General features: G+C 44.5%; 20 protein-coding genes and 1 rRNA gene. 1 reads left to right on the top strand and 20 read right to left on the bottom strand.

Annotated elements, in window-relative coordinates; translation table 11 throughout:
* The 11 genes from AC1U9Z_RS16925 to nadA form a co-directional block, all read right to left on the bottom strand.
* A 16S ribosomal RNA gene (locus AC1U9Z_RS16925) occupies positions 1-136 on the bottom strand; the annotation flags it as partial.
* Positions 137-578: 442 nt separating this feature from the next.
* The gene (gene lysS / locus AC1U9Z_RS16920) at positions 579-2111 is read right to left on the bottom strand and encodes a lysine--tRNA ligase (protein WP_333529283.1); all 1533 of its coding nucleotides are present in this window, start codon (positions 2109-2111) and stop codon (positions 579-581) included.
* Positions 2112-2130: 19 nt separating this feature from the next.
* Positions 2131-2607: a transcription elongation factor GreA gene (greA, locus tag AC1U9Z_RS16915; protein WP_333529284.1), complete on the bottom strand. Its 477-nt coding sequence runs from the start codon at positions 2605-2607 to the stop codon at positions 2131-2133.
* 196 nt (positions 2608-2803) lie between these two features.
* Positions 2804-3877 (bottom strand): shikimate dehydrogenase, encoded by a 1074-nt coding sequence (locus tag AC1U9Z_RS16910; protein ID WP_333529285.1) that lies wholly within the window; start codon positions 3875-3877, stop codon positions 2804-2806.
* Positions 3878-4061: 184 nt separating this feature from the next.
* On the bottom strand, positions 4062-5027 hold the full coding sequence (gene dusB / locus AC1U9Z_RS16905; RefSeq protein ID WP_333529286.1) for a tRNA dihydrouridine synthase DusB: 966 nt from the start codon (positions 5025-5027) through the stop codon (positions 4062-4064).
* Positions 5024-5812, bottom strand: coding sequence for a type III pantothenate kinase (locus tag AC1U9Z_RS16900; RefSeq protein WP_333529287.1), 789 nt, complete (start codon positions 5810-5812; stop codon positions 5024-5026). Before AC1U9Z_RS16900 ends, dusB begins: the two co-directional genes overlap by 4 nt.
* Before the next feature lie 227 nt (positions 5813-6039).
* Entirely contained in the window at positions 6040-6600 is a 561-nt protein-coding gene (locus AC1U9Z_RS16895) for a biotin transporter BioY (protein WP_333529288.1), read from the bottom strand.
* Between the two features lie 201 nt (positions 6601-6801).
* A complete protein-coding gene (locus AC1U9Z_RS16890; RefSeq protein WP_333529289.1) occupies positions 6802-7782 on the bottom strand; it encodes a biotin--[acetyl-CoA-carboxylase] ligase in 981 nt (326 codons plus the stop codon).
* Positions 7783-7987: 205 nt separating this feature from the next.
* On the bottom strand, positions 7988-8848 hold the full coding sequence (gene nadC / locus AC1U9Z_RS16885) for a carboxylating nicotinate-nucleotide diphosphorylase (protein ID WP_479958412.1): 861 nt from the start codon (positions 8846-8848) through the stop codon (positions 7988-7990).
* 12 nt (positions 8849-8860) lie between these two features.
* Positions 8861-10447, bottom strand: coding sequence for an L-aspartate oxidase (gene nadB, locus AC1U9Z_RS16880; protein ID WP_333529291.1), 1587 nt, complete (start codon positions 10445-10447; stop codon positions 8861-8863).
* 48 nt (positions 10448-10495) lie between these two features.
* Positions 10496-11416 carry a quinolinate synthase NadA gene (gene nadA, locus AC1U9Z_RS16875; protein WP_479958411.1) on the bottom strand — a complete coding sequence of 307 codons (921 nt, stop codon included), beginning with the start codon at positions 11414-11416 and terminating at the stop codon, positions 10496-10498.
* Between the two features lie 221 nt (positions 11417-11637).
* Between nadA and AC1U9Z_RS16870 the strand changes: the two genes are divergently transcribed.
* Entirely contained in the window at positions 11638-13092 is a 1455-nt protein-coding gene (locus AC1U9Z_RS16870; RefSeq protein ID WP_479958410.1) for a CCA tRNA nucleotidyltransferase, read from the top strand.
* A 175-nt stretch (positions 13093-13267) separates the two neighbouring features.
* Here AC1U9Z_RS16870 and folK read toward each other — a convergent pair whose 3' ends face one another.
* The 9 genes from folK to AC1U9Z_RS16825 all read right to left on the bottom strand — a co-directional run.
* Positions 13268-13750: a 2-amino-4-hydroxy-6-hydroxymethyldihydropteridine diphosphokinase gene (gene folK, locus AC1U9Z_RS16865; protein WP_479958413.1), complete on the bottom strand. Its 483-nt coding sequence runs from the start codon at positions 13748-13750 to the stop codon at positions 13268-13270.
* A 2-nt stretch (positions 13751-13752) separates the two neighbouring features.
* Positions 13753-14127 carry a dihydroneopterin aldolase gene (gene folB, locus AC1U9Z_RS16860; protein WP_479958409.1) on the bottom strand — a complete coding sequence of 125 codons (375 nt, stop codon included), beginning with the start codon at positions 14125-14127 and terminating at the stop codon, positions 13753-13755.
* Positions 14111-15304, bottom strand: coding sequence for a dihydropteroate synthase (gene folP, locus AC1U9Z_RS16855; protein WP_479958408.1), 1194 nt, complete (start codon positions 15302-15304; stop codon positions 14111-14113). The genes folB and folP overlap by 17 nt, the downstream gene beginning before the upstream one ends.
* 162 nt (positions 15305-15466) lie before the next feature.
* Positions 15467-15694, bottom strand: a complete 228-nt coding sequence (locus tag AC1U9Z_RS16850; RefSeq protein WP_333529297.1) for a MoaD/ThiS family protein — start codon at positions 15692-15694, stop codon at positions 15467-15469.
* 17 nt (positions 15695-15711) lie between these two features.
* The gene (locus AC1U9Z_RS16845) at positions 15712-17526 is read right to left on the bottom strand and encodes an aldehyde ferredoxin oxidoreductase family protein (protein WP_479958407.1); all 1815 of its coding nucleotides are present in this window, start codon (positions 17524-17526) and stop codon (positions 15712-15714) included.
* Positions 17527-17572: 46 nt separating this feature from the next.
* Positions 17573-17980 carry a 4Fe-4S dicluster domain-containing protein gene (locus AC1U9Z_RS16840; protein WP_333529299.1) on the bottom strand — a complete coding sequence of 136 codons (408 nt, stop codon included), beginning with the start codon at positions 17978-17980 and terminating at the stop codon, positions 17573-17575.
* Positions 17981-18021: 41 nt separating this feature from the next.
* Positions 18022-18795, bottom strand: a complete 774-nt coding sequence (locus tag AC1U9Z_RS16835; protein WP_333529300.1) for an IclR family transcriptional regulator — start codon at positions 18793-18795, stop codon at positions 18022-18024.
* Between the two features lie 234 nt (positions 18796-19029).
* The gene (locus AC1U9Z_RS16830) at positions 19030-19431 is read right to left on the bottom strand and encodes a PaaI family thioesterase (protein ID WP_333529301.1); all 402 of its coding nucleotides are present in this window, start codon (positions 19429-19431) and stop codon (positions 19030-19032) included.
* Positions 19432-19655: 224 nt separating this feature from the next.
* The coding region (locus AC1U9Z_RS16825) for an iron-sulfur cluster-binding protein (protein ID WP_479958406.1) at positions 19656-19863 on the bottom strand (208 nt) is incomplete at its 5' end.

The raw sequence follows: 19863 nt of genomic DNA, 5'->3' as shown, positions 1-19863 counted from the left end.
CAGGTTATCCACGCGTTACTCACCCGTCCGCCACTAAGTATAAAATTCGCAAGCTTCCTTTTATACTCCGTTCGACTTGCATGTGTTAGGCACGCCGCCAGCGTTCGTCCTGAGCCAGGATCAAACTCTCCGTAAAATATCTTGCAATATCTTACTCGTCCTGTAAAGGGAAGAGTTTTGGCTCTTTTTATCCTAGATTTACTCGCTAGCGTCTTTTTATAACGCTTGACGAGGATGTTTTTTGTGGTCGTCTTAGTTTCATCTTAACGATGACTTTTGACTTGACCTGTTTTTCATCCATCATCTGCTGTTTAGTTTTCAAAGACCGGTTTTGCCGAGGCATTGCTTGCCCTCGATTTGAAATGTTACCATATTGAAGATTCCGTGTCAAGATTTATTTCATAATGTTTTTTAACAACAATGCTGTCGTCTTGATCGCAGTTTTTTATTATACACTTATCGTTGTCCTTTGTCCAGTGACAGTTTTTTCCTGTCTTTGTCCGACTTTGTCTGCCGGGAGACAAAATATATATTATCACTCCCGGCAGTTAATGTCAAAGCTTATATTTAATCGAGTTTTAGGATTCCCTGGGTCTCATCAGGGGGAATAAAATAACGTCCCGAATAGATGATGAATTGGTTAAAAGCATCACCAGACGGTCAATTCCGATGCCTAAGCCCCCGGCAGGTGGCATCCCATACTCCAAGGCGTGAATGTAATCTTCATCATACATCTGGGCCTCTTCATCACCGGCTTGTCTTTTTTCTACTTGTTTCATAAATCTACCCTTTTGATCAATGGGATCGTTAAGCTCGGAGAAGGCATTGGCCAATTCCCTGCCATAAATAAATAATTCAAAGCGGTAGGTTAGTTCTGGGTTTTCCTGCTGCCGTTTGGCTAGGGGTGATATATCAACGGGATAATCAATTACAAAGGTCGGTTGGATTAGCTTGTCCTCTACCTTTTCCTCAAACACAGTATTGAGAATATCCCCCCAAGAGGCACCTGATTCGATCGCCAAACCTAAACCCTTGGCAGCCTCATAAGCCTCCTGGGCAGTCTTTAGCTGGGTAAAATCCAATCCCGAATGTTCCTTAACGATTTCTAACATGGGAACCCGCCGCCAGGGTTTGGCCAGACTTATTTCCGTGCCCTCATATTCTATTGTTGCTGTACCAAGTACCTCCTGTGCAACCTGGGAAATCAGATCCTCTGTAAGATCCATCATGTCCTTATAATCTGCATAGGCTTGATACAATTCAATCATCGTAAATTCGGGATTGTGTCTGGTGGAAATACCTTCATTACGAAAATTTCGATTGATTTCGTAAACCTTATCAAATCCACCTACCAATAAACGTTTAAGGTAAAGTTCTGGAGCAATCCGCATAAAGAGGTTCATATCTAAGGTATTATGATGTGTAATAAAAGGACGTGCACTGGCCCCGCCTGCTATGGGATGCATCATGGGAGTTTCTACTTCTAGGAATCCCTTTTGATCTAAATAGTTACGAATGCCCCTTACCACTTTGCTACGGGTAATAAAGGTTTGTTTTACTTCTGGATTAACAATCAGATCTACATACCGTTGGCGATACCGCAAATCAACATCCTTTAGACCATGCCATTTTTCCGGCAGGGGACGTAAGGACTTAGCCAAAATTTTGTAATTGTCAATATGTACAGTGATTTCTCCCTTACGGGTTTTAAAGACTTTTCCTGAACAACCAATCATATCCCCGATATCAAGCTTTTCAAAACGGGCGTAATCATCTGCCCCTAGATCGTCCAATCTGGCATATACCTGAATATTGCCCTTGCTGTCCTGTACGTTAGCAAAGCTAGCTTTGCCCATTACCCGTTTAGCCATAATACGACCAGCTATGACCACAGCATGTCCATCCATCGCATCAAACTGATCAATAATATCAGCGGTATAGTGGGTCTGCTCATATTTTTGTCCAAAGGGCTCCACCCCTTGGGCAATAAGTTCCTGCAGTTTATCCCTGCGAACTTTCATAAGTTCATTGAGATCTTCTACAGTGGTTTGGCCGGCCTCCGGTTCACCCGGAGCCGACGGATCTAAATTTTTATTATTAATATCTGCCATTAACAAAAACCCCCAAACGCTACCTCAAAATGTCAACAATTTCGTATTTTAAAACGCCTGCCGGAACATTTACTTCCACAATGTTCCCCTTGGGTTGTCCTAAAATAGCCTTACCTACCGGAGATTCATTGGATATTTTATTTGCATCCGGGTCTGCTTCAACAGATCCCACCAGAGTGTATTCTAACCTATCACCAAATTCAAGATCCTTTAAAACGACTTTGGACCCTAGGGACACAACGTCATTATCTAGGTTTTCATCATCAATTAATTTGGCATTACGCAACATCTTTTCAAGCGTTAAGATACGACCTTCAATAAAGGCCTGCTCATTTTTGGCATCTTCATATTCCGAGTTCTCACTGATATCTCCAAATTCAATGGCTTGTTTAATCCGCTCCGCAACTTGGCGTCTTTTTACAGTCTTTAGTTGGTTTAACTCATCCTCCAACTGCTTTAAACCAGTTACTGTAAGCATTACATCTTTTTCTTTCATTCCGATTCTCCTTGTCTCTCCATCACTATTTTATCTCTTTTTTATTAGCAATTCTTAGCAATAAGCCTATCTACAGTTAAAGCACTGCAAAAGGTGATGCCAATTGCAGTGCTTCCTTTCTGGGTCTTGTTCCTGTACATTATAAAAACACCACTAATTATTTGTCAAGGATTCATTAGAGAAACCATTAAAATTGTTAGGACACCTTTATGATGGCCCGCCGTTTTATTAAATTAATTTCTTCTTCGGATATGGGTTTTTCAAAACTTCTAAAACCGGCTAATTTAAAGCCATGTTTTTGCCCCAGTCGGAAGATATCTTCAACTTGTTTAAGGGTGAGGTCTCTCCCCAGGGTATAGCTCTCCATTTTTCCTTCCAGTGCAAGAATCATGGTTTCTGCCATACAGGCGTAGGCCGTTTTTGGGGGAAAACCAAAATTAAAATTAAAATTCACATCCCCTGGTACCTCCACAATACCCCCCTCAATAACTAATACATCATCCCGTTCCTCAATCACTCGTCGAGAAACATCCCTTGGCCTAGCCACATCACAAACCACCGCTCCTGGCTTTAGGTCCTCTGGCTGAATGATGTTGTCCATTGAACTGGTCACTGTAATTACCAAATCGGACTTCGTTAAAGCAGCTTTCATATTGGAACTAACCTCCGCCGCTAACCCCGTCTCATACATAATACGATCCGCCAATAAATGCAGCTTCGGCTCATTCCTGCCTACCAGTGTTAAATTATTTACATCCCTTGCTAGCGATAAGGCACATACACTACCGATTGAACCGGTGGCACCTACTACGGTAACCCTTGCCTTTTTCAAATCATGACCCATTAATTGAGCCGCTTTTTTGGCCCCTTCAAGAGCTATGGCAACCGTATAACTGTTGCCGGTAGTTACCGGTATGTTTAAACTTTTTGCAACCGTGATCCCAGCATCGCCCACCACTTTAGTAAAAGCCCCCAAACCCACTACATCTGCCCCCATTTTTTCTGCCAATTGCCCCGCTTGAATAATTTTTTTTAGGACAAAGGCTTGGGGCAATTCTTTCATTTGTTTAGCGGTAAGCAGGCAAGATATAAAGGACCCTTCAATCTCCGCCTCTGAGGAACGAATACCAGTAATGGCCGAAATCTTAATGGGGGGGAGCAGCTTTAAAGTCCTTTCAATTAAGGCATCGGGCATATAGCGCGTAAAATAAAACTTCCTGGCAACATCGCTGCAATCCAATGGGTGTATAATAAATGCAAAGTTTTTCATCTTTGCTCCCCCCGTTCCTGTATTATGGGTATTTCTTTACAATCATATGCCTACAAACCCTCAATCATTAATAAAAATGGTAAAAAGGGGGTGCCGTAACAAACTACTTTATTATGTAATTTCGCGGCACTTCTTTAATTACCTCTATATCATGTTCGTCATAGGATAACAACCCGTCCCAGCTTTACACTTCGCAAAGTAGACTTTTAAGAATCTCCTCAATTTCCTTTCTACTTTGGGCCTTGTTGATCATTTCTCGTATACGGGCGGCTCCCCTCATCCCCTTTGTATACCAGGCAGCATGTTTTCTCATTTCAAAAACGGCCACTTGTTCCCCCTTAGATTCCACCATTAATGCCAAGTGGCGGATGGCGGTTTTAATTCTTTCCTCGGGATTTGGGCCAGGCAACACTTCTCCCGTATTTAAGAAATGAACAAGTTCCCGAAATAGCCAAGGATTTCCCATGGCTCCGCGACCCACCATGATGCCATCACAACCAGTAACCCCTAACATCCTTGCAGCATCCTGGGCTGACCAGATATCCCCGTTGCCAATAACAGGTATCCGTAAGGCTTCTTTAACCTTTTTTATAATCTCCCAGTCTGCCTTGCCGCTATAAAATTGACTTCTGGTACGTCCATGGACAGCTACGGCGGCAGCCCCTGACTCTTCCATCCGTCGAGCAAACTCAACGGCATTTACCGAATGTTCATCCCAACCTTTACGAAACTTTACTGTCACAGGAACCGATGGAACTGCTTTTACCACCGACTCTGTAATTTTAGCAGCCAATTGAGGCTCCCTCATTAGCGCACTGCCCTCGTTATTTTTGACAATTTTAGGAGTGGGACAGCCCATGTTAATATCAACAATATTTGCCCCTCTTTCCACAACAATGGCGGCCGCCTTAGCCATTGTTTCAGGATTTGAACCAAAAATCTGGACACTTAGGGGTTCTATTTCCCCCCGGAAGTCCAACATGCGGTACGTCCTGGGATTAGCAAAAAGCAGTGCCAAATCGCTTACCATTTCAGTAACAGCCAAGCCACACCCCTGTTCCCTGGCAATTATCCGATAAGCCCTATCGGTTACCCCCGCCATTGGAGCAGCAATGACATGATTAGCAAGTTTTACGGAACCTATGTTCACGAGGCCAGTCCCCCATTTGTTCCCCTGTTGTTCTCGTAAAGAAGACAAAGTCCAGTCAAAGTTAATGTCGGATTAACTTTAGTAATAACGGGAGTCTCCCTGGCAATTATCTCTGCCAACCCGCCCGTTGCTATTACTTGCGCATCCGATCCCATCTCTTGTTTCATCTTCTTAACAATCATTTCAATTTGCCCTGCAAATCCAAAGATGATCCCGGCTTGCATGGCACTTACCGTATTTTTACCGATAACCGAGGCAGGTTTTGTTAATTCTACCCGGGGTAATTTCGCAGCCCTAGCAAAGAGGGCCTCCGTGGAAATGCCTATGCCCGGGGCAATGACCCCACCTAAGTATTCTCCCGTAGCTGTTACATAGCAAAGGGTGGTGGCTGTCCCAAAGTCAACTAATATTAAAGGTCCGCCGTAAAGGGCATAGGCGGCCACCGCATTAACAATCCGATCGGCCCCTACTTCCCTAGGGTTCTCCGTTTTTATGGATATGCCAGTTTTAATTCCAGGCCCCACCATAATAGGATCTAATTTAAAGTATTTTTTTACCATTGACTCAATCAGTCCGTTTACTGGCGGAACCACCGAAGAAATAATAACTCCTTCAATTAAGTTTATATTTATTTTGGCTAAGGTAAACAGTTCTTTCATCAAGACTCCATATTCGTCCGTTGTCCGGTTGCGGTCCGTGGCTAAACGCCAGTTAGCCATCAGGTCTTTATCTTTAAAAACGCCAAATACAATATTCGTGTTACCAACGTCAATTGCCAGTATCAAACTGTTCCCTACCTTTCTCATGTCCATATGCCTTAGGCCATGAGCCATGGGCTAAATAACCTTGGCAAAGACTCCTAGCCGTTCTCAGATCAAACCGTTGAGAAATATCTTTTTTTATAGAATTCATGAAACATTCTACCAGTTTAATACTCAAAGTGCAATTACCCGTACACAAACAGCAAAAGCTAGCAATGCGGAACGACACAGCGGTCGTTCCGCATTGCTAGCTAATTTCGGGGCAATCGTTGATGAATGGACCTTGCCAGCACTGCAATAATTACTGCTTTTACTAAGTCCCAAACAACAAAGGGCAGAAAACCAATTTTTAAGGCTCCCATTAGCGATACAGGTTTTCCAAGATATAAATTTAACACGGCATAGAGATAGGGTAAGCCAACCACATAGATTACAGCCATGCCAACCATGGCAGCCAATAAATAATTCTTTATTTCCTTATTTTGCTGGCCTTCAAAAATCTTTCCGGCTGTATAGGCAGCCAGCACTTGACCCAAAAGAAAACCAAAGGTGGGCTTAAGTACATAGGCAGGACCGCCAAATGGCTCTGTGGCAAACACTGGCAGACCCATTAGACCTAGTAGTAAGTAAACAATGACACTTAGGGCTCCCATTCGCGCACCCAACAGCAAACCGGCTAGTATCGCTATTAAAGGTTGCAAACTAAAGGGCACCACTGCCAATACAAAGGGTATTCGGGTGATGATTGTTACGATCACCATGATTGCTGCCATCAAACCTGCTAAAGTTATTTCCCTGCTGGAAATTCGCAAATGAAACACTCTCCCTCGTTAACTATTTTATTTTAGTAGGTTGACATTTAGACTAAAAAAGAGCTGGCCTCCGCAATGTCATCCTGAGCGAAGGCGAAGGATCTTTCGATCATTGAAGGGTTAAATCCACGGTCCGCTCTATCCCCCAGGATGACACAAAGTTTCTAATCTTTTTAGCAAACTGCTCCCTACTTCGCTCCACTAATTAATCGTTCTTAATGAAACTTCCCCTGAAAAGAAGGTCTTGCTGTTACCATTGGGTAATCTGAGAAGCAATGCGCCACTTTCATCGATTCCTTCCATTACCCCCTGCCAGTGGTTATGTAGGTCGAGTACCTGTACGGTGTCTCCTACCCACAAGGCAACTTCTTGCCACATTTTTTTTAGGGGTAAAAAGCCCTGTTGTTGCCAGAGGTTATAGAGCACATCCAGTTCCTCTAAGAGGGGTACGAATACCTGAGAGCGAATGAATGGTTTTCCTAACTGGACCCTCAGAGAAGTTGCCCCTTGACCGATCATTGCCAGTTCCTCCTGCCTTTGATTGACATTCAGGCCGATTCCCAGCACCACATACTTTACTCTGTCAGCCTCCGCTACCATTTCTGCCAGGATGCCGCCTATCTTTTGACCCTTAATATAAACGTCATTGGGCCATTTTACCTTCGCCTTAAGGCCTACTGTGCGCTCTAAGGCCTTGACCACTGCCACTGCTGCTAACATGGTAAATTGCGGCACTTCCATTGGATTGGCCTTGGGATATAAGATCACGGAAAAACAAAGTCCAGCCTGGGGCAGGGACTGCCAGGTACGGCCTAGTCTACCGCGACCTTTGGTTTGTTCCTCAGTAACTACAACGGTTCCCTCTACCGCCCCCCGGCGGGCTAAATCTTTGGCCACATCATTGGTGGAGGTGGTTGCTTTGTGATAGCTTATCGCCTGCCCGATAATTTGTGTCTTGATCGACGCAGACCATTCTGCCGGGTCAAGGAGCTCAGGGGAGGCCAACAAACGATAACCCACCCTTGGCCTGGCCTCTATGTCATAGCCATCGCTGCGCAATGATTCAATGGTTTTCCAGATAGCTGTTCTGGATACCTGAAGCTGCTGACAAATATATTCACCGGAAACATACCCCGGCTCTTCCTCCCTAAGTAATCGGAGAATTTTTTGTTTGGAATTCATTTATCTCACCTTTTTACGTATTAACACTTACATTCTTTTGTACATGGTTATAGCCAAGACGAATGGCTAAATATTATCCTACATCTCCTCATTTGTCAACCACCCTTTATTTTCAGGTTAACGTTCGGGGCAAAAAAAAACAAAATAACCCCTCCCCTAAAAATCTCGCAGTTCAAGGGGAGGGATTGTCACTTTATTTAAGAACTTATGGGTTACTTTTCGCCTTTATTTCTCCAATATCCAAACTAATATCCAAGGACTTGATAGAATGGGTAAGGGCACCCACAGATATCAAATCCACGCCGGTCTTGGCAACTGAAACGATCGTTTCCTCGTTTATGCTGCCCGAAGCTTCCACCAAGGCACGCCCGTCGATCATTTTTACTGCCTCCCTCATGGTAGCATGATCCATATTATCGAGCATAATAATATCCGCCCTGGCTTCCAATGCCTCCGTGACACCTTCCAGGCTTTCTACTTCGACCTCAATTTTAATTGTATGGGGTACATTATGCCTGGCTGCTAAGATGGCCTTGGTTATACCCCCGGCAACTTTAATGTGGTTATCTTTAATTAAAACTGCATCATAAAGTCCATAACGGTGATTAAAGCCACCACCAACCTGAACAGCGTATTTTTCCAGCATCCGTAAGCCAGGGGTTGTCTTGCGGGTATCCACAACCCGTACGGGGTAAAGTTTTATTTTTTCCACTAAGGATGCCGTACGACTGGCTATGCCGCTCATTCTTTGTAAAAAATTCAAGGCCAAGCGTTCACCCGTTAAAATAGCCCGGGCATTTCCTGCCACCTCTGCAATAACGTCACCAGCGGCCAATTTGGCACCATCCTCAACCTGAGGAGTAAACGTGATCTCCGGGGCTAGATGGCGGAAAACAGCTTCCGCCACTGGTATGCCAGCAACCACCCCTGGTTCTTTCACAAAGATAATCGCCTTGGTCTGATAATCAGCGGGTATCGTGCTGTTGGTTGTGATATCCCCGGTGCCAACATCCTCAGCCAGGGAAGTTTCAATTATTTTTTTAATATCCATCATATTTAGATTCATGGGGAACCTCCATTAATTGCACTTAAGAATAATATGCTTTCGCCACCGATCCGATGTTTCTGGATAGTCTAACCGAAAATGGCCTCCCCTACTTTCAGAACGCATCATGGCAGCCTCTGTTATCAGTGCCCCCACCTCTAACATGTTGCGGACTTCCATTTTAGCTGTATCAGTCACTTCATACTGGGCCAGGTATGAGCAGGAGTCAAAGAAAGCCAATGCCTGGGCTAAGCGTTGGGCAGTCCGTAACGGACCTACTTTTTCACCCATAATTTGCTGCAACTTCTTTCTTAAACTTAAATAATTTACTTCGGGAGTCGCTAATAAATCGTGGCAAGAAAACTCCGGCTCATCGGGTAGGTCTTCTTCCAAAATACACTTTGTCCGTTGAACGATTCGACCACCCCAAACCAAACCATCGAGCAAAGAGTTGCTGGCCAAACGATTGGCACCATGTACAGCCATACAGCTAGCCTCACCACAGGCGAATAAGCGTTGAATACTTGTTTCACCCCAAAGATCTGTTTTCACGCCACCCATCATGTAATGGGCCGCCGGTGCAACGGGTATAAAATCCTTGGTAATATCTAAACCATACTTCGAACAAGTTAATGTTATCGTAGGAAAGCGTTCCTTTATTCTGTCAGCCTCCAAATGGGTCAGGTCAAGAAAAACGGAATTGGCTTCCGTCTTAGCCATTTCGCTTAAAATCGCACGGGACACAATGTCTCGGGGGGCAAGTTCAGCCATGCCATGGTACTGAGGCATGAACCTCTCTCCCCTTGCATCCCGCAATAGAGCCCCTTCTCCCCGTACAGCTTCGGAAATTAAGAAGCGGGGTGCATCGGGTAGGACCAACGAGGTTGGATGAAACTGAATAAATTCCATATCCATAACCTCAGCACCAGCCCGATAAGCGAGGGCTATGCCATCGGCAGTGGCAACCTCGGGGTTGGTGGTATAGTTATACAAGCGTCCTGAACCGCCTGTTGCTAAAACAATTGCCTTCCCTCTAAAAATACGGAATTCCCCAGTGACCTGATCCATCGCCAAGGCACCATAACAAATATTATCCTCAACCAACAGATCAACAACATATTGGTTTTCATGAATTTCGACACGGGATAAAGAGGCCACGTTCAGGCTAAGGGCGCGTAAAATTTCTGCCCCTGTGGCATCACCCTGGGCATGGAGTATACGATCTTGACTATGGCAACCTTCCCTGGTAAAACATAGGTCATCACCCGTTCGATCAAAGCATGCCCCCATGTTAATTAATTCTTTCACTCTCTTGGGTCCTTCATTTACCAATATTCTTACAGCATCCGCACTGCATAGACCGGCTCCGGCAATTAATGTATCTTTCATATGTAATTCAGGAGAGTCGTGTTGTCCTAAAGCAGCAGCAATACCCCCCTGGGCTCTGTCCGTGTTGCTTTCAGCAACCGTGCGCTTGGTCAAAAGGGTTACTTGTGCACCTGTTTGGGCAGCTGCCCAGGCGGTAAAAAGACCTGCAATACCTCCGCCAATGATCAAATACTCTGCTTTTTGTTGGGGTAAATCCCTGGAATCAAAATTAACCAGGTAGCGATTAGACACGGAAAACAACTCCCCCCAATATTATCCTTTACCATAACCATTTACTTTTTAAACACTCAACATTCTCTCTAGGCACCTCAGGGATTTTTCACGAATTTCTGGCGGCACAGTAATCTGGGGCTGCATCGTTACTAATGCCTCCTTAACCTTTGCTAAAGTGGTCGCCTTCATATTTGGGCAAACCAGTCTTTTGGTGGCCAAGAAAAATTCTTTACCTGGGCACTGCTTGTATAGTTGATGTAGAATACCTGCCTCTGTGCCGATAATAAATTCTTTCGCCGTGCTTTCTTTGGCAAATCGAATTAATCCCGTTGTACTTGAAACATAGTCTGCCATGGCCACTACCTCCGGCCGACATTCTGGATGAATTAATACCAGCGCTTCCGGGTGTTCTTGCTTAGCCTTGGTTACTTCCTCCGTAGTAACCCAGTCATGGGTATTGCACCAACCTTCCCACAGGGTCATTGGCCGACCCGTTTGATTGGCCACATAGGCGCCTAAGTTTTTATCTGGGATAAAGATAATGGGCTTGTCCCCAGGGATTGATTGAACAATTTTAACAGCATTGGCAGAAGTACAGCAAATATCACTCTCGGCTTTAACCTCAGCGGAGGTGTTCACATAGGCAACCACCAATGCCTCTGGCATTTCTTTCTTTTTGGCTCGTAATTCTTCAGCAGTAACCATATCTGCCATGGGACAACCTGCATTTTCCTCCGGCAATAGGACAATCTTATCGGGTGAAAGAATGGCCGCACTCTCCGCCATAAAATGAACACCGCAGAAAACAATTACCTCTGCATCGGTGGCGGCTGCCCGCCGGGATAATTCCAGGGAATCCCCAATAATATCGGCAACCTCTTGCACCTCGGGTCGTTGGTAAACATGGGCTAAAATAATCGCATTGCGTTCTTTTTTCAGTTTTTTAATATCCTCTGTAAGCTGACTGATTTTATCCTCAATCGACATTTACTCAACTCCTTGCCAAGGTAAATCTTGGCAATTTTATTTGGCAAACCCCATACAATTACAATTATACTTTCTGCCGAGTTAGAAATTTATTCTATCCCTTTAAAAATTCTACCTACCCGGTAAAAATTTGTCAACTAGTTGGGATTCGCCACCGTGGTTTGCAATATAATAGGTACAGGAGATATTCGTATAAGTTTATGAAATGGGTAAATAATTAAATGATTGATGGTTTTGTTCAGGATGGTGATTCTTGTATGCAGCATTTGCTGGACTTCATCGCTGAAACTTCAAGTCAGTTAAACATCACTACCTATCTGGTTGGTGGTGCCGTGAGGGATCTACTATTGGATCGGGCACCTCTAGACTTGGATTTCATTGTCACGGAAAAAACGTTGCAGCTGTCCCAGCTAGTAGCTGAGCAATATAGTGGCAGTCTCGTTATATTGGACGAACATCGCGAAATGATCAGGGTGGTAACTAAGCGGTGGCAACTTGACTTTAGTCCTCTAAATAATAAAACCCTCGAGCAGGATCTGTTGGCTCGGGATTTCACCATCAATGCCATGGCCTTACCAATCCATAAAGGTGTGAGCTGGACAGATTGTAAAAAGGAAATATTTGATCCAACCCGGGGCAGCCAGGATTTAATAAATGGACTATTAAGGGCAACCGCTAGTACATCCATTCGACAGGACCCTTTACGGGTTCTGCGTGGGCTAAGGTTCTCTGCCAAACTTAATCTGATGATTATTCCAGAGACCATGGTACTGCTTAGACAGGGTGCGCGACAAATTGAACAGGTTGCCGGCGAACGGGTCTGGCATGAGTTATCCGCTCTGTTTTGCCTGCCAGTGACCTTTTCCTGGGTAGATTTTATGGATCGTGAATTGCACCTTTGGCAGTACTTATTACCAGGACAGCGTCGTATGGCCGAAACCAAGCAAAATTACTATCATTCCGAGAATGTCTGGCGGCACTGTCTACGGACCTATCAGTGTCTTGAAGTGATTCTGAAGGAATTGTCTGCCAATTTTCCCGAAGGGGATACGCTGATTTCTTATTTCACCCAGGAATTATCCGGTGGGAGAAGCCGTATTGAAATTTTAAAGTTGGCTGCACTTATTCATGATGTGGGAAAGCCAGATACTGCTTTTACCCAAAAGAATGGCCGCATTTCTTTTCATGGCCATCCAGAAGCAGGTATTCCTTATGCTGAGGTTTTGGCAGAACGACTTCGATTATCCCGGCCTGAGAGAAAATTACTGCTAAATTTGATCCTTCATCATATGCTGCCCCTTGACGTATACAACGCAAGGGACTTTTCCAACTTAAATATATATCGTTTATTTCGTTCACTGGCTGACCATATCTTAGATATCCTTATACTATCTTTAGCTGATTTAACTGCCACCCTCGTTTCAAGTGAAAGAATCAGTGAATTGGTACCCTATCGTCGCTTTATCATTGATCTAATTGAAAAATATCTGAAAGACCAAGCGATCTTTAATCCAAAACCGTATCTTTCGGGCCACGACCTGGTTAAGCTGGGCATCCCCGAGGGTCCAAAGGTGGGATTGCTCTTGGAGAAATTATGTGAGGAGCAGACTTCAGGTTCTGTTGTCGACAAGGAATCAGCCCTGCGGTGGGTAAAAAAAAATAGCCCTCAGCTTTAGGAGCTGTGGGCCTTTAACCTTTAACCTTTAACCTTTAACCTTTAATAATTGTATCCTAAAGCATAATCTTATTTCCATACATCTTTTTCATCCTTTGCGATAGCAAAGGATTTTCTAACATTGAGAGGCTAGAGCCAGTATCCTTCTCTGTCGCTCAGGATGACATAGCTGACGGCTAATACTCTGCCTTCCTCACCTCTTGCCCCCCTAATGCCTTTACAGCTAGTTCCTTAACCAGCCCCTGGGGCAATCGCAGTTCCGGACATAGCTCTGCCAAGGGAACCAGTACAAAGGCTCTTTCATGCATGCGGGGATGAGGAATTTGCAATTGAGGGAGATTGGTTGTTTCTTGACCATAAAGCAAAATATCCAAATCGACCGTTCTTGGTCCCCATTTGATCTCCCTGGTTCTATCTAATTTTTTCTCGATGTCTAACAGCACTTGGAGAAGCTCTTCTGGGATTAAATTTGTTTCCACCTCGGCCACTGTATTAATAAACCACTCTTGGTCTGGATAGCCCCAAGGGGCACTTTCGTAAAGTGAAGCTGCCCTTAGAAGATGAATCCCGGGGTACTTGCTCAACTGCTCCAGGGCGTTTTGAATATATGCCTTTTTATCACCCATGTTACTGCCCAGGCCAATATAGGCAACTCTCATCGTCATGAACCCCTTCTCCTGGTAATCTCCACAGCCATGTATTGAAAGATCCCTTTGATCGGTGCTTCCGGTTTCTTTAGGGTAACCTTAATTTCTTCTATCTTTTCATACTGCTCCAGGATATTTTGGGCAATTACCTCAGCCACCGCTTCTAATAGCTTAAAGGGTGGCCCGGTTAGAATTTTTTCTACAATATCATATATTTCAGCATAACTGACACTTAAACTTAGATCATCCCCTTGACCTGCTGGTTGCAAATTCAATGACAGCTCCAAATCAACCTCAAAACGCTGCCCCAATTTAGTCTCTTCCGCAAAAACACCATGATTTCCAAAGAATCTCATGCCTTTAAGGATTATTTTATCCCGCAAAAACACACCCCCTTATGATCGCATCACTCATTCTAACGACCCGTACCATTTCCTTTACATCATGTACCCTTACAATATCTGCCCCACAGGCAATACCCAAAGCCACTGTGGCACCAGTACCTTCCACTCGTTGGTCCACTGGCAGGTTAAGGGTTTTGGCGATAACCGATTTGCGAGAGGTTCCTAATAAAATGGGACAACCTAGAGCGGTAAGTTCCTTTAGCCGCCTAAGGGTTTCAAGATTCTGCTCATGGGTTTTGGCAAAACCAATACCGGGATCAACAATAATGTTTTCCCTTCGTATACCTGCTGCTTCTGCCATTTCAATTCCCCTGCCAAGGAAGGAAACAATATCCAACATCAGGTCATGGTAGTCTGTGCTTGTACCATTATGCATCAGCATGATGGGTACTTGATACTGGGCAGCAACCCCGGCCAAGGCTGGGTCACCCCTAAGGGCCCATTGATCATTAATCATATGTGCACCAACCTCTAACACTTCCCTGGCTACACTGGCACGCCAGGTATCCACACTAATCGGCACGGCTACCCTGGGGAGGATTTTTTCCAATACAGGGATGATTCTGCGCTTTTCTTCATCCTCACTAATTTCAGAAAAGCCTGGCCTGGTGGATACGCCCCCCAGGTCAATAATATCTGCGCCTTCCTCCTCCATGGTAAGTGCATGTGACAACGCTGCTTCTACTTCCAGATAACGTCCGCCATCAGAAAAGGAATCCGGAGTACTATTTAAAATCCCCATGATCAGTGTCCTTTGACCAAATTCCAATACTTTACCACGGCAATCCATTTTTCTAACTTTATTTCCTTCTAATATGTGCAGGATTTCTTCCAATCTAGCTGCCAATGTTGCTAAGCCAAAGGGCTGTAATCTTAGCTTTTTTATAAAACCTTTGTACTGGCCAAGGGTTGCCATGAGTAATACATCTGTTTTTTCAACAGAATGATTTACCACCCCACGGGCCACCGCCGCCTCTCCTCCCCTTGCCAACATCTCCTGCTTAATAATATTTGCCTGGGTAGGACTTGCTCCTGTTATTTTTAATACCCGATGTACCGCTTTAGGTGCCATGCGCTGCCAACCACCAGGATCACTGCCCACAGCCTGAATCTCATGCCTAGCCTGCTCTATATTGTCAATATATTTTACTCCTATTTCCATATCAAAGGATCACCTCTTGATCTCTGTTCATTTATACCGTATTTTTCAGTATATCACAAATAAATATGTCCCGTCTCCATGAGGGTCAGGCATAAAAATGGAGTGCGCCAACTACTTTTAGCAGTAGGCAACACTCCATTTTTGATACCATCCTTTGCTCTTTTAGCCCCCTTCTAACAGTGGCAAAACACGGACAAAATTACCATCCTTTAGTTGATGACCCAAATCAACATATTTTCCATCCACCAATACGGTTAGATGGGGAATCTGCTCCCACTTAAGCCCATTACTTAGAAGTAACTCGGATATGGTTGTCCCTTCGGCTACGGATCGGTCACCCGTTTTTATCTTATTTTCTAAGAGCCGAAATTCCAATGTAACGGTTATCATAATTCCTCCAAATTAGCTTAGACTATCCCCAATTCCTTTAATTTTTCCGCTTTGGGGATACCATTGTTATCCCATTGCATCAGGGCATAATAGCTATCTAACATGATCTCCAAATTAACAGTTTGTCCTTTGCTTTCTCCGTTGGGCATCGGTTCTTCGGTAAATCTCTTAGGCAAGGTATCGTCCTTGCGAGAGAAACCGTTTTTTACGTTAAACATTCTTTCCATATTAAAGAGCTTTTCTGCAAATAGCAGCAATTTTGCCTGGGTAATCTCTTGGCCCGTTACTAATTTAAAGGCTTCTATTTGATCATCCCGGGAAAAGCCATTTTGGATCGTTGCACAAATACCCAGGGAGTCAACAATACAGAAATTTAACTGGGTATTGCGAACCAGTGTCTCTTTGCCTGCTTCTTCAAATCGATTTCCGGCAGCCATTTCACCACCAAAAACAGGGGCAACCATATGGTGAGCTCCCTTTGGTGAAGTAGCATAGGTTAGTGCCATACCCTTGGCACCCCGGGGATCATATACCGCGGGGGTCATACCCTTAGAATGGATGGCCAATTCCGGGGCACCCCATTTGTTCGCCGCATAGACTGGTCCCTCAGCCAAATCAGCCCCAATACCTTCACGGTTTGCTATCATATATAGCAGTTTGACCATCGCTTCGCCATTGCCAAATTTTAATTCCAAACCATTGGTCTCTTTTCGTGTTAAAATACCTTTTTCAAAACACTCCATTGCCAGGGCTACACAACCGCCGGCAGTAATGGAATCTAAACCAACCTCGTCACAGACAGCAGACACCTTTAGTACGTCATCCCAGGTCGTTAACCCACAGTTGGTTCCTAAGAGGCCCAAGGTTTCAAATTCCGGTCCCTCCAGTTTAACCTCACCATATTTCGTGGAGACAATGGCTACATTCTTGCTGCAAGCAATGGCACAAGAATAGCAAGCAGCATCATTAAACACCACCGCTTCTCTAAATTTAGCCCCTTCAAATAATTTATTGGCCTCTGCATAGCCCTCACTAAAATTCTTGGTACACATAAAACCGGCACCGTTAATATGTTCAACTAGTTCGTTCGTACCTTGTTTCCTACGGACAACCGCTTTTGGTACAACAGAGAAATTGGGCTGAACCTTTTCTACGAGATTCATCAGCCCCTGGGGATCTGCCACTTCAACATCCTTGGTCCCTTTTACAGCAATGGCTTTTAAGTTCTTAGAACCCATTACCGCACCGCAGCCGCCACGACCAAATTCACGGAAGACATCGGCAGTAATACAAGCCAGCTTCACTTGATTTTCTCCACCACGGCCAATGCAAGCTACATGGATATGGGGATCTTTGCCTTTGGCTAATTCTTCTTTCAGAAGGTGATCTGTTTCTGCAATGGTTTTGCCCCACAGATTAGCCGCCGGGCGAATCTCCACATTGTCATCGTTAATCCACAGGTAGACAGGTTCTTCCGATTTGCCTTCAATAATAATCCCGTCGTAGCCAGCAAATCTTATTTCGGGACCAAAGTGGCCGCCGGCCAGTGCATAGGAGTAAGTCTCCGTTAGGGGAGATTTAAAGGCCACATTTATTTTATTGTTGCCTGGCACCATTGTCCCCGAAAAAGGTCCGTTAAAGAAGATCAACTTGTTGTCGGGGCCTAATGCATCGGTTTTGGAATCCACTTCTTTATTTAGAAAATAAGCAGCCATGCCCCGACCACCAATATACGCCAGGTATAATTCGATAGAAAGTTCTTCTTTGGTAACTGTTTTAGTTGTTAAATCAACACGTAGTAGTTGCCCTGCGATACCTTGTTTTTTACTCATCCCGTTTGCCTCCTTTTGATGATCAAGCCGATCTGCTTTCCTCTTTTTAATTATAGAAAAGTGCATCTCCCGGACAGTGTTTTACACACTGGGGGTCTCCGCCACAAAGGTCACAAATTAACATGTGCTTTTCCGTGGGGTGCTTTTTGATGGCTTGATTGGGGCAGGCCTTAACGCATAAGCCACAGGCAATACATTTTTCTTCGTCTACTTTGATGGCACCCGTATTTTCATCAACACTAAGGGCCTGAATCTTTACAGGGCATGCCTTAATACAAGGGGTATCTGCACATTGCTGGCAAGAAAAGGGGTAGTCCATATAGGTCTCATGGCTTCTAACCACAGATATCCTGGACTTTTTGGGGTTATTCACCCGAAAGTGGAACATGCTGCACCATTGCTCACAAATCCTGCATCCTAAACATTTGTTGGGGTCTGCTGCTAAAACTTTCATATTGAACACTCCTCATTTTGTTATCTCTCTCTATCGTATTGCTAATAATCATTACCTTCGTCATAACCCAGTTCTCTGGATATGTTGGCAGCAGCTTCAGACAATAATAACCTGCATTCTTCTATTTTCTCCAAATCCATTCTTTCAGTGGGTCCGATTACTCCTAAACCAGCTATCACCTTCCCTCTATGATTTAAAATGGGTACTGCCACTGCCCTCACCCCGATAAAACCTTCCTCATTATCTACGCTAAATCCCTGTTTCTTGATTTGTTGAATGCGGTCTAAAAAGGCTTTCTTATCCGTGATTGAGTTTGGGGTTTGAGCCGGCAATTCTTCGGGGAGCAGCCCTGCCAACTGTCCCTCGGGCAGATAAGCCAATAGAAGTTGCCCAATGGCAGATGTAAATGCACTAAAGCGTAAGGTCCTAATACTGGCCCTAATCACTTCCGGGCTTTCAACCCTTTTTATGTGTACAACCTCTTTGTCATCTAATATTCCTAAATTACAACCTTCCCTCGTTAGCTGAGCCAATTCAAGTAAATAGGGCTGTGCAATCTGCTTAATGTCAAGGTCTTTGGCTACTCGTTCCTGCAAGTCAAGAACCCTTGACCCTAACCGATAGCCTCCGGTGGCAGTATTCTGTCGGACATAGCCCCTCATTTCCAAAGTAGCCAGGAGTCTATGAGCTGTACTGCTTGGCATGTTCAATTGTCTGCCAATTTCTAAGCAGCCCCTTTCCTGATTGCCTTTTCCGAGATGCTCCAGTATATCCAAGGCCTTCAGGACGGCTTTGACATATATTTCGTTACTCATTACATACCCCTTATATTCTATTTTGGTAAGGACATCCCGTATTACGGGATGATATCCCGTTTATTTATTAATTCGATTTTTTTTTTAAGATTCCTTCCGTGACACTACCTTTTTGTACTTTTTAAGGCCCCTTTATTCAAACAAAAAAAGAAGTGTCACAAGCTACCGCAGTAGCCTCGACACTCCCTTATTTTTAGGCTTTGTTTTTATTGCTAGTTCATCCACGCTGTCTGATTATTTGTTTTTGAGTAGATACCATACTCCGGTGGACCGTGCAAGGATATCTTCCCCCCTCGATACCGTGCATTCCACGGAAGCGATCGAGTTACCATCATGAACCACTTTCCCCCGGGCAATCACGCGCTCACCTAGGAGGGCAGTGGCTATGAAATTCGTGTTTAAATTTATGGTCATACCTACCTTGCCAAGGGTACGCACAGCAACTCCCATGGCAATATCAGCCATCGTAGCCATCACTCCACCATGCAGTGTCCCATGAGGATTCAGATGATGCGGCAGCACCGTAATTTCAACAGAAGATTCACCTGTGTTTAGCTCCGTCAGCTCAATATTCAACATCTTGCCAAAGGGATTTTCATTGACAGCATTAATCATTTCCTGAATTTTTGGCTCCACCACGGTTTCTCCTTTTAGCTTTTAGCCCTTCGTTATCCTATCCAAAAAAATGATAATCATTCGATGGTGCCAAGCACCTTGGTTTCTTTGGCCTTTAGCTCTTAGCTCTTAGCTTTTAGTTTTTGGGCTAATGGCTAACAGCTAATGGCTAATGCGTAGTAACGAAGGAGTGTCGCTCACTACTAAACGTAGACTGCGACACTCCCTTTAATTGCTTTTATTGATTAGTACTCGTTGGGCAGCTTATCCAACTGCTCCTTGGTAAATACGGGGCCATCCTTGCAAACATACTTGCTGCCTACGTTGCAACGACCGCACATACCAATACCACACTTCATCCTGTTCTCTAGGCTCATGATGATACGCTCTGGGGTAAAACCGCATTCTACCAGTACCGGCATGGTAAATTTAATCATTACCGGCGGTCCGCAG

The organism is Desulfotomaculum sp. (assembly GCF_982386235.1).
The sequence above is the reverse complement of the archived record's forward strand: the minus strand, read 5'-3'. Positions and strand labels throughout refer to the sequence as shown.

What these genes read in the sequence shown, in the direction of transcription:
- greA (WP_333529284.1), bottom strand. Translation starts at nt 2,607, where the DNA reads ATGAAAGAAAAAGATGTAATGCTTACAGTAACTGGTTTAAAGCAGTTG.
- AC1U9Z_RS16850 (WP_333529297.1), bottom strand. Translation starts at nt 15,694, where the DNA reads ATGATAACCGTTACATTGGAATTTCGGCTCTTAGAAAATAAGATAAAA.
- AC1U9Z_RS16845 (WP_479958407.1), bottom strand. Translation starts at nt 17,526, where the DNA reads ATGAGTAAAAAACAAGGTATCGCAGGGCAACTACTACGTGTTGATTTA.
- AC1U9Z_RS16835 (WP_333529300.1), bottom strand. Translation starts at nt 18,795, where the DNA reads ATGAGTAACGAAATATATGTCAAAGCCGTCCTGAAGGCCTTGGATATA.
- folK (WP_479958413.1), bottom strand. Translation starts at nt 13,750, where the DNA reads ATGAGAGTTGCCTATATTGGCCTGGGCAGTAACATGGGTGATAAAAAG.
- lysS (WP_333529283.1), bottom strand. Translation starts at nt 2,111, where the DNA reads ATGGCAGATATTAATAATAAAAATTTAGATCCGTCGGCTCCGGGTGAA.
- AC1U9Z_RS16870 (WP_479958410.1), top strand. Translation starts at nt 11,638, where the DNA reads ATGATTGATGGTTTTGTTCAGGATGGTGATTCTTGTATGCAGCATTTG.
- AC1U9Z_RS16890 (WP_333529289.1), bottom strand. Translation starts at nt 7,782, where the DNA reads ATGAATTCCAAACAAAAAATTCTCCGATTACTTAGGGAGGAAGAGCCG.
- AC1U9Z_RS16910 (WP_333529285.1), bottom strand. Translation starts at nt 3,877, where the DNA reads ATGAAAAACTTTGCATTTATTATACACCCATTGGATTGCAGCGATGTT.
- AC1U9Z_RS16840 (WP_333529299.1), bottom strand. Translation starts at nt 17,980, where the DNA reads ATGAAAGTTTTAGCAGCAGACCCCAACAAATGTTTAGGATGCAGGATT.
- nadA (WP_479958411.1), bottom strand. Translation starts at nt 11,416, where the DNA reads ATGTCGATTGAGGATAAAATCAGTCAGCTTACAGAGGATATTAAAAAA.
- nadC (WP_479958412.1), bottom strand. Translation starts at nt 8,848, where the DNA reads ATGAATCTAAATATGATGGATATTAAAAAAATAATTGAAACTTCCCTG.
- folP (WP_479958408.1), bottom strand. Translation starts at nt 15,304, where the DNA reads ATGGAAATAGGAGTAAAATATATTGACAATATAGAGCAGGCTAGGCAT.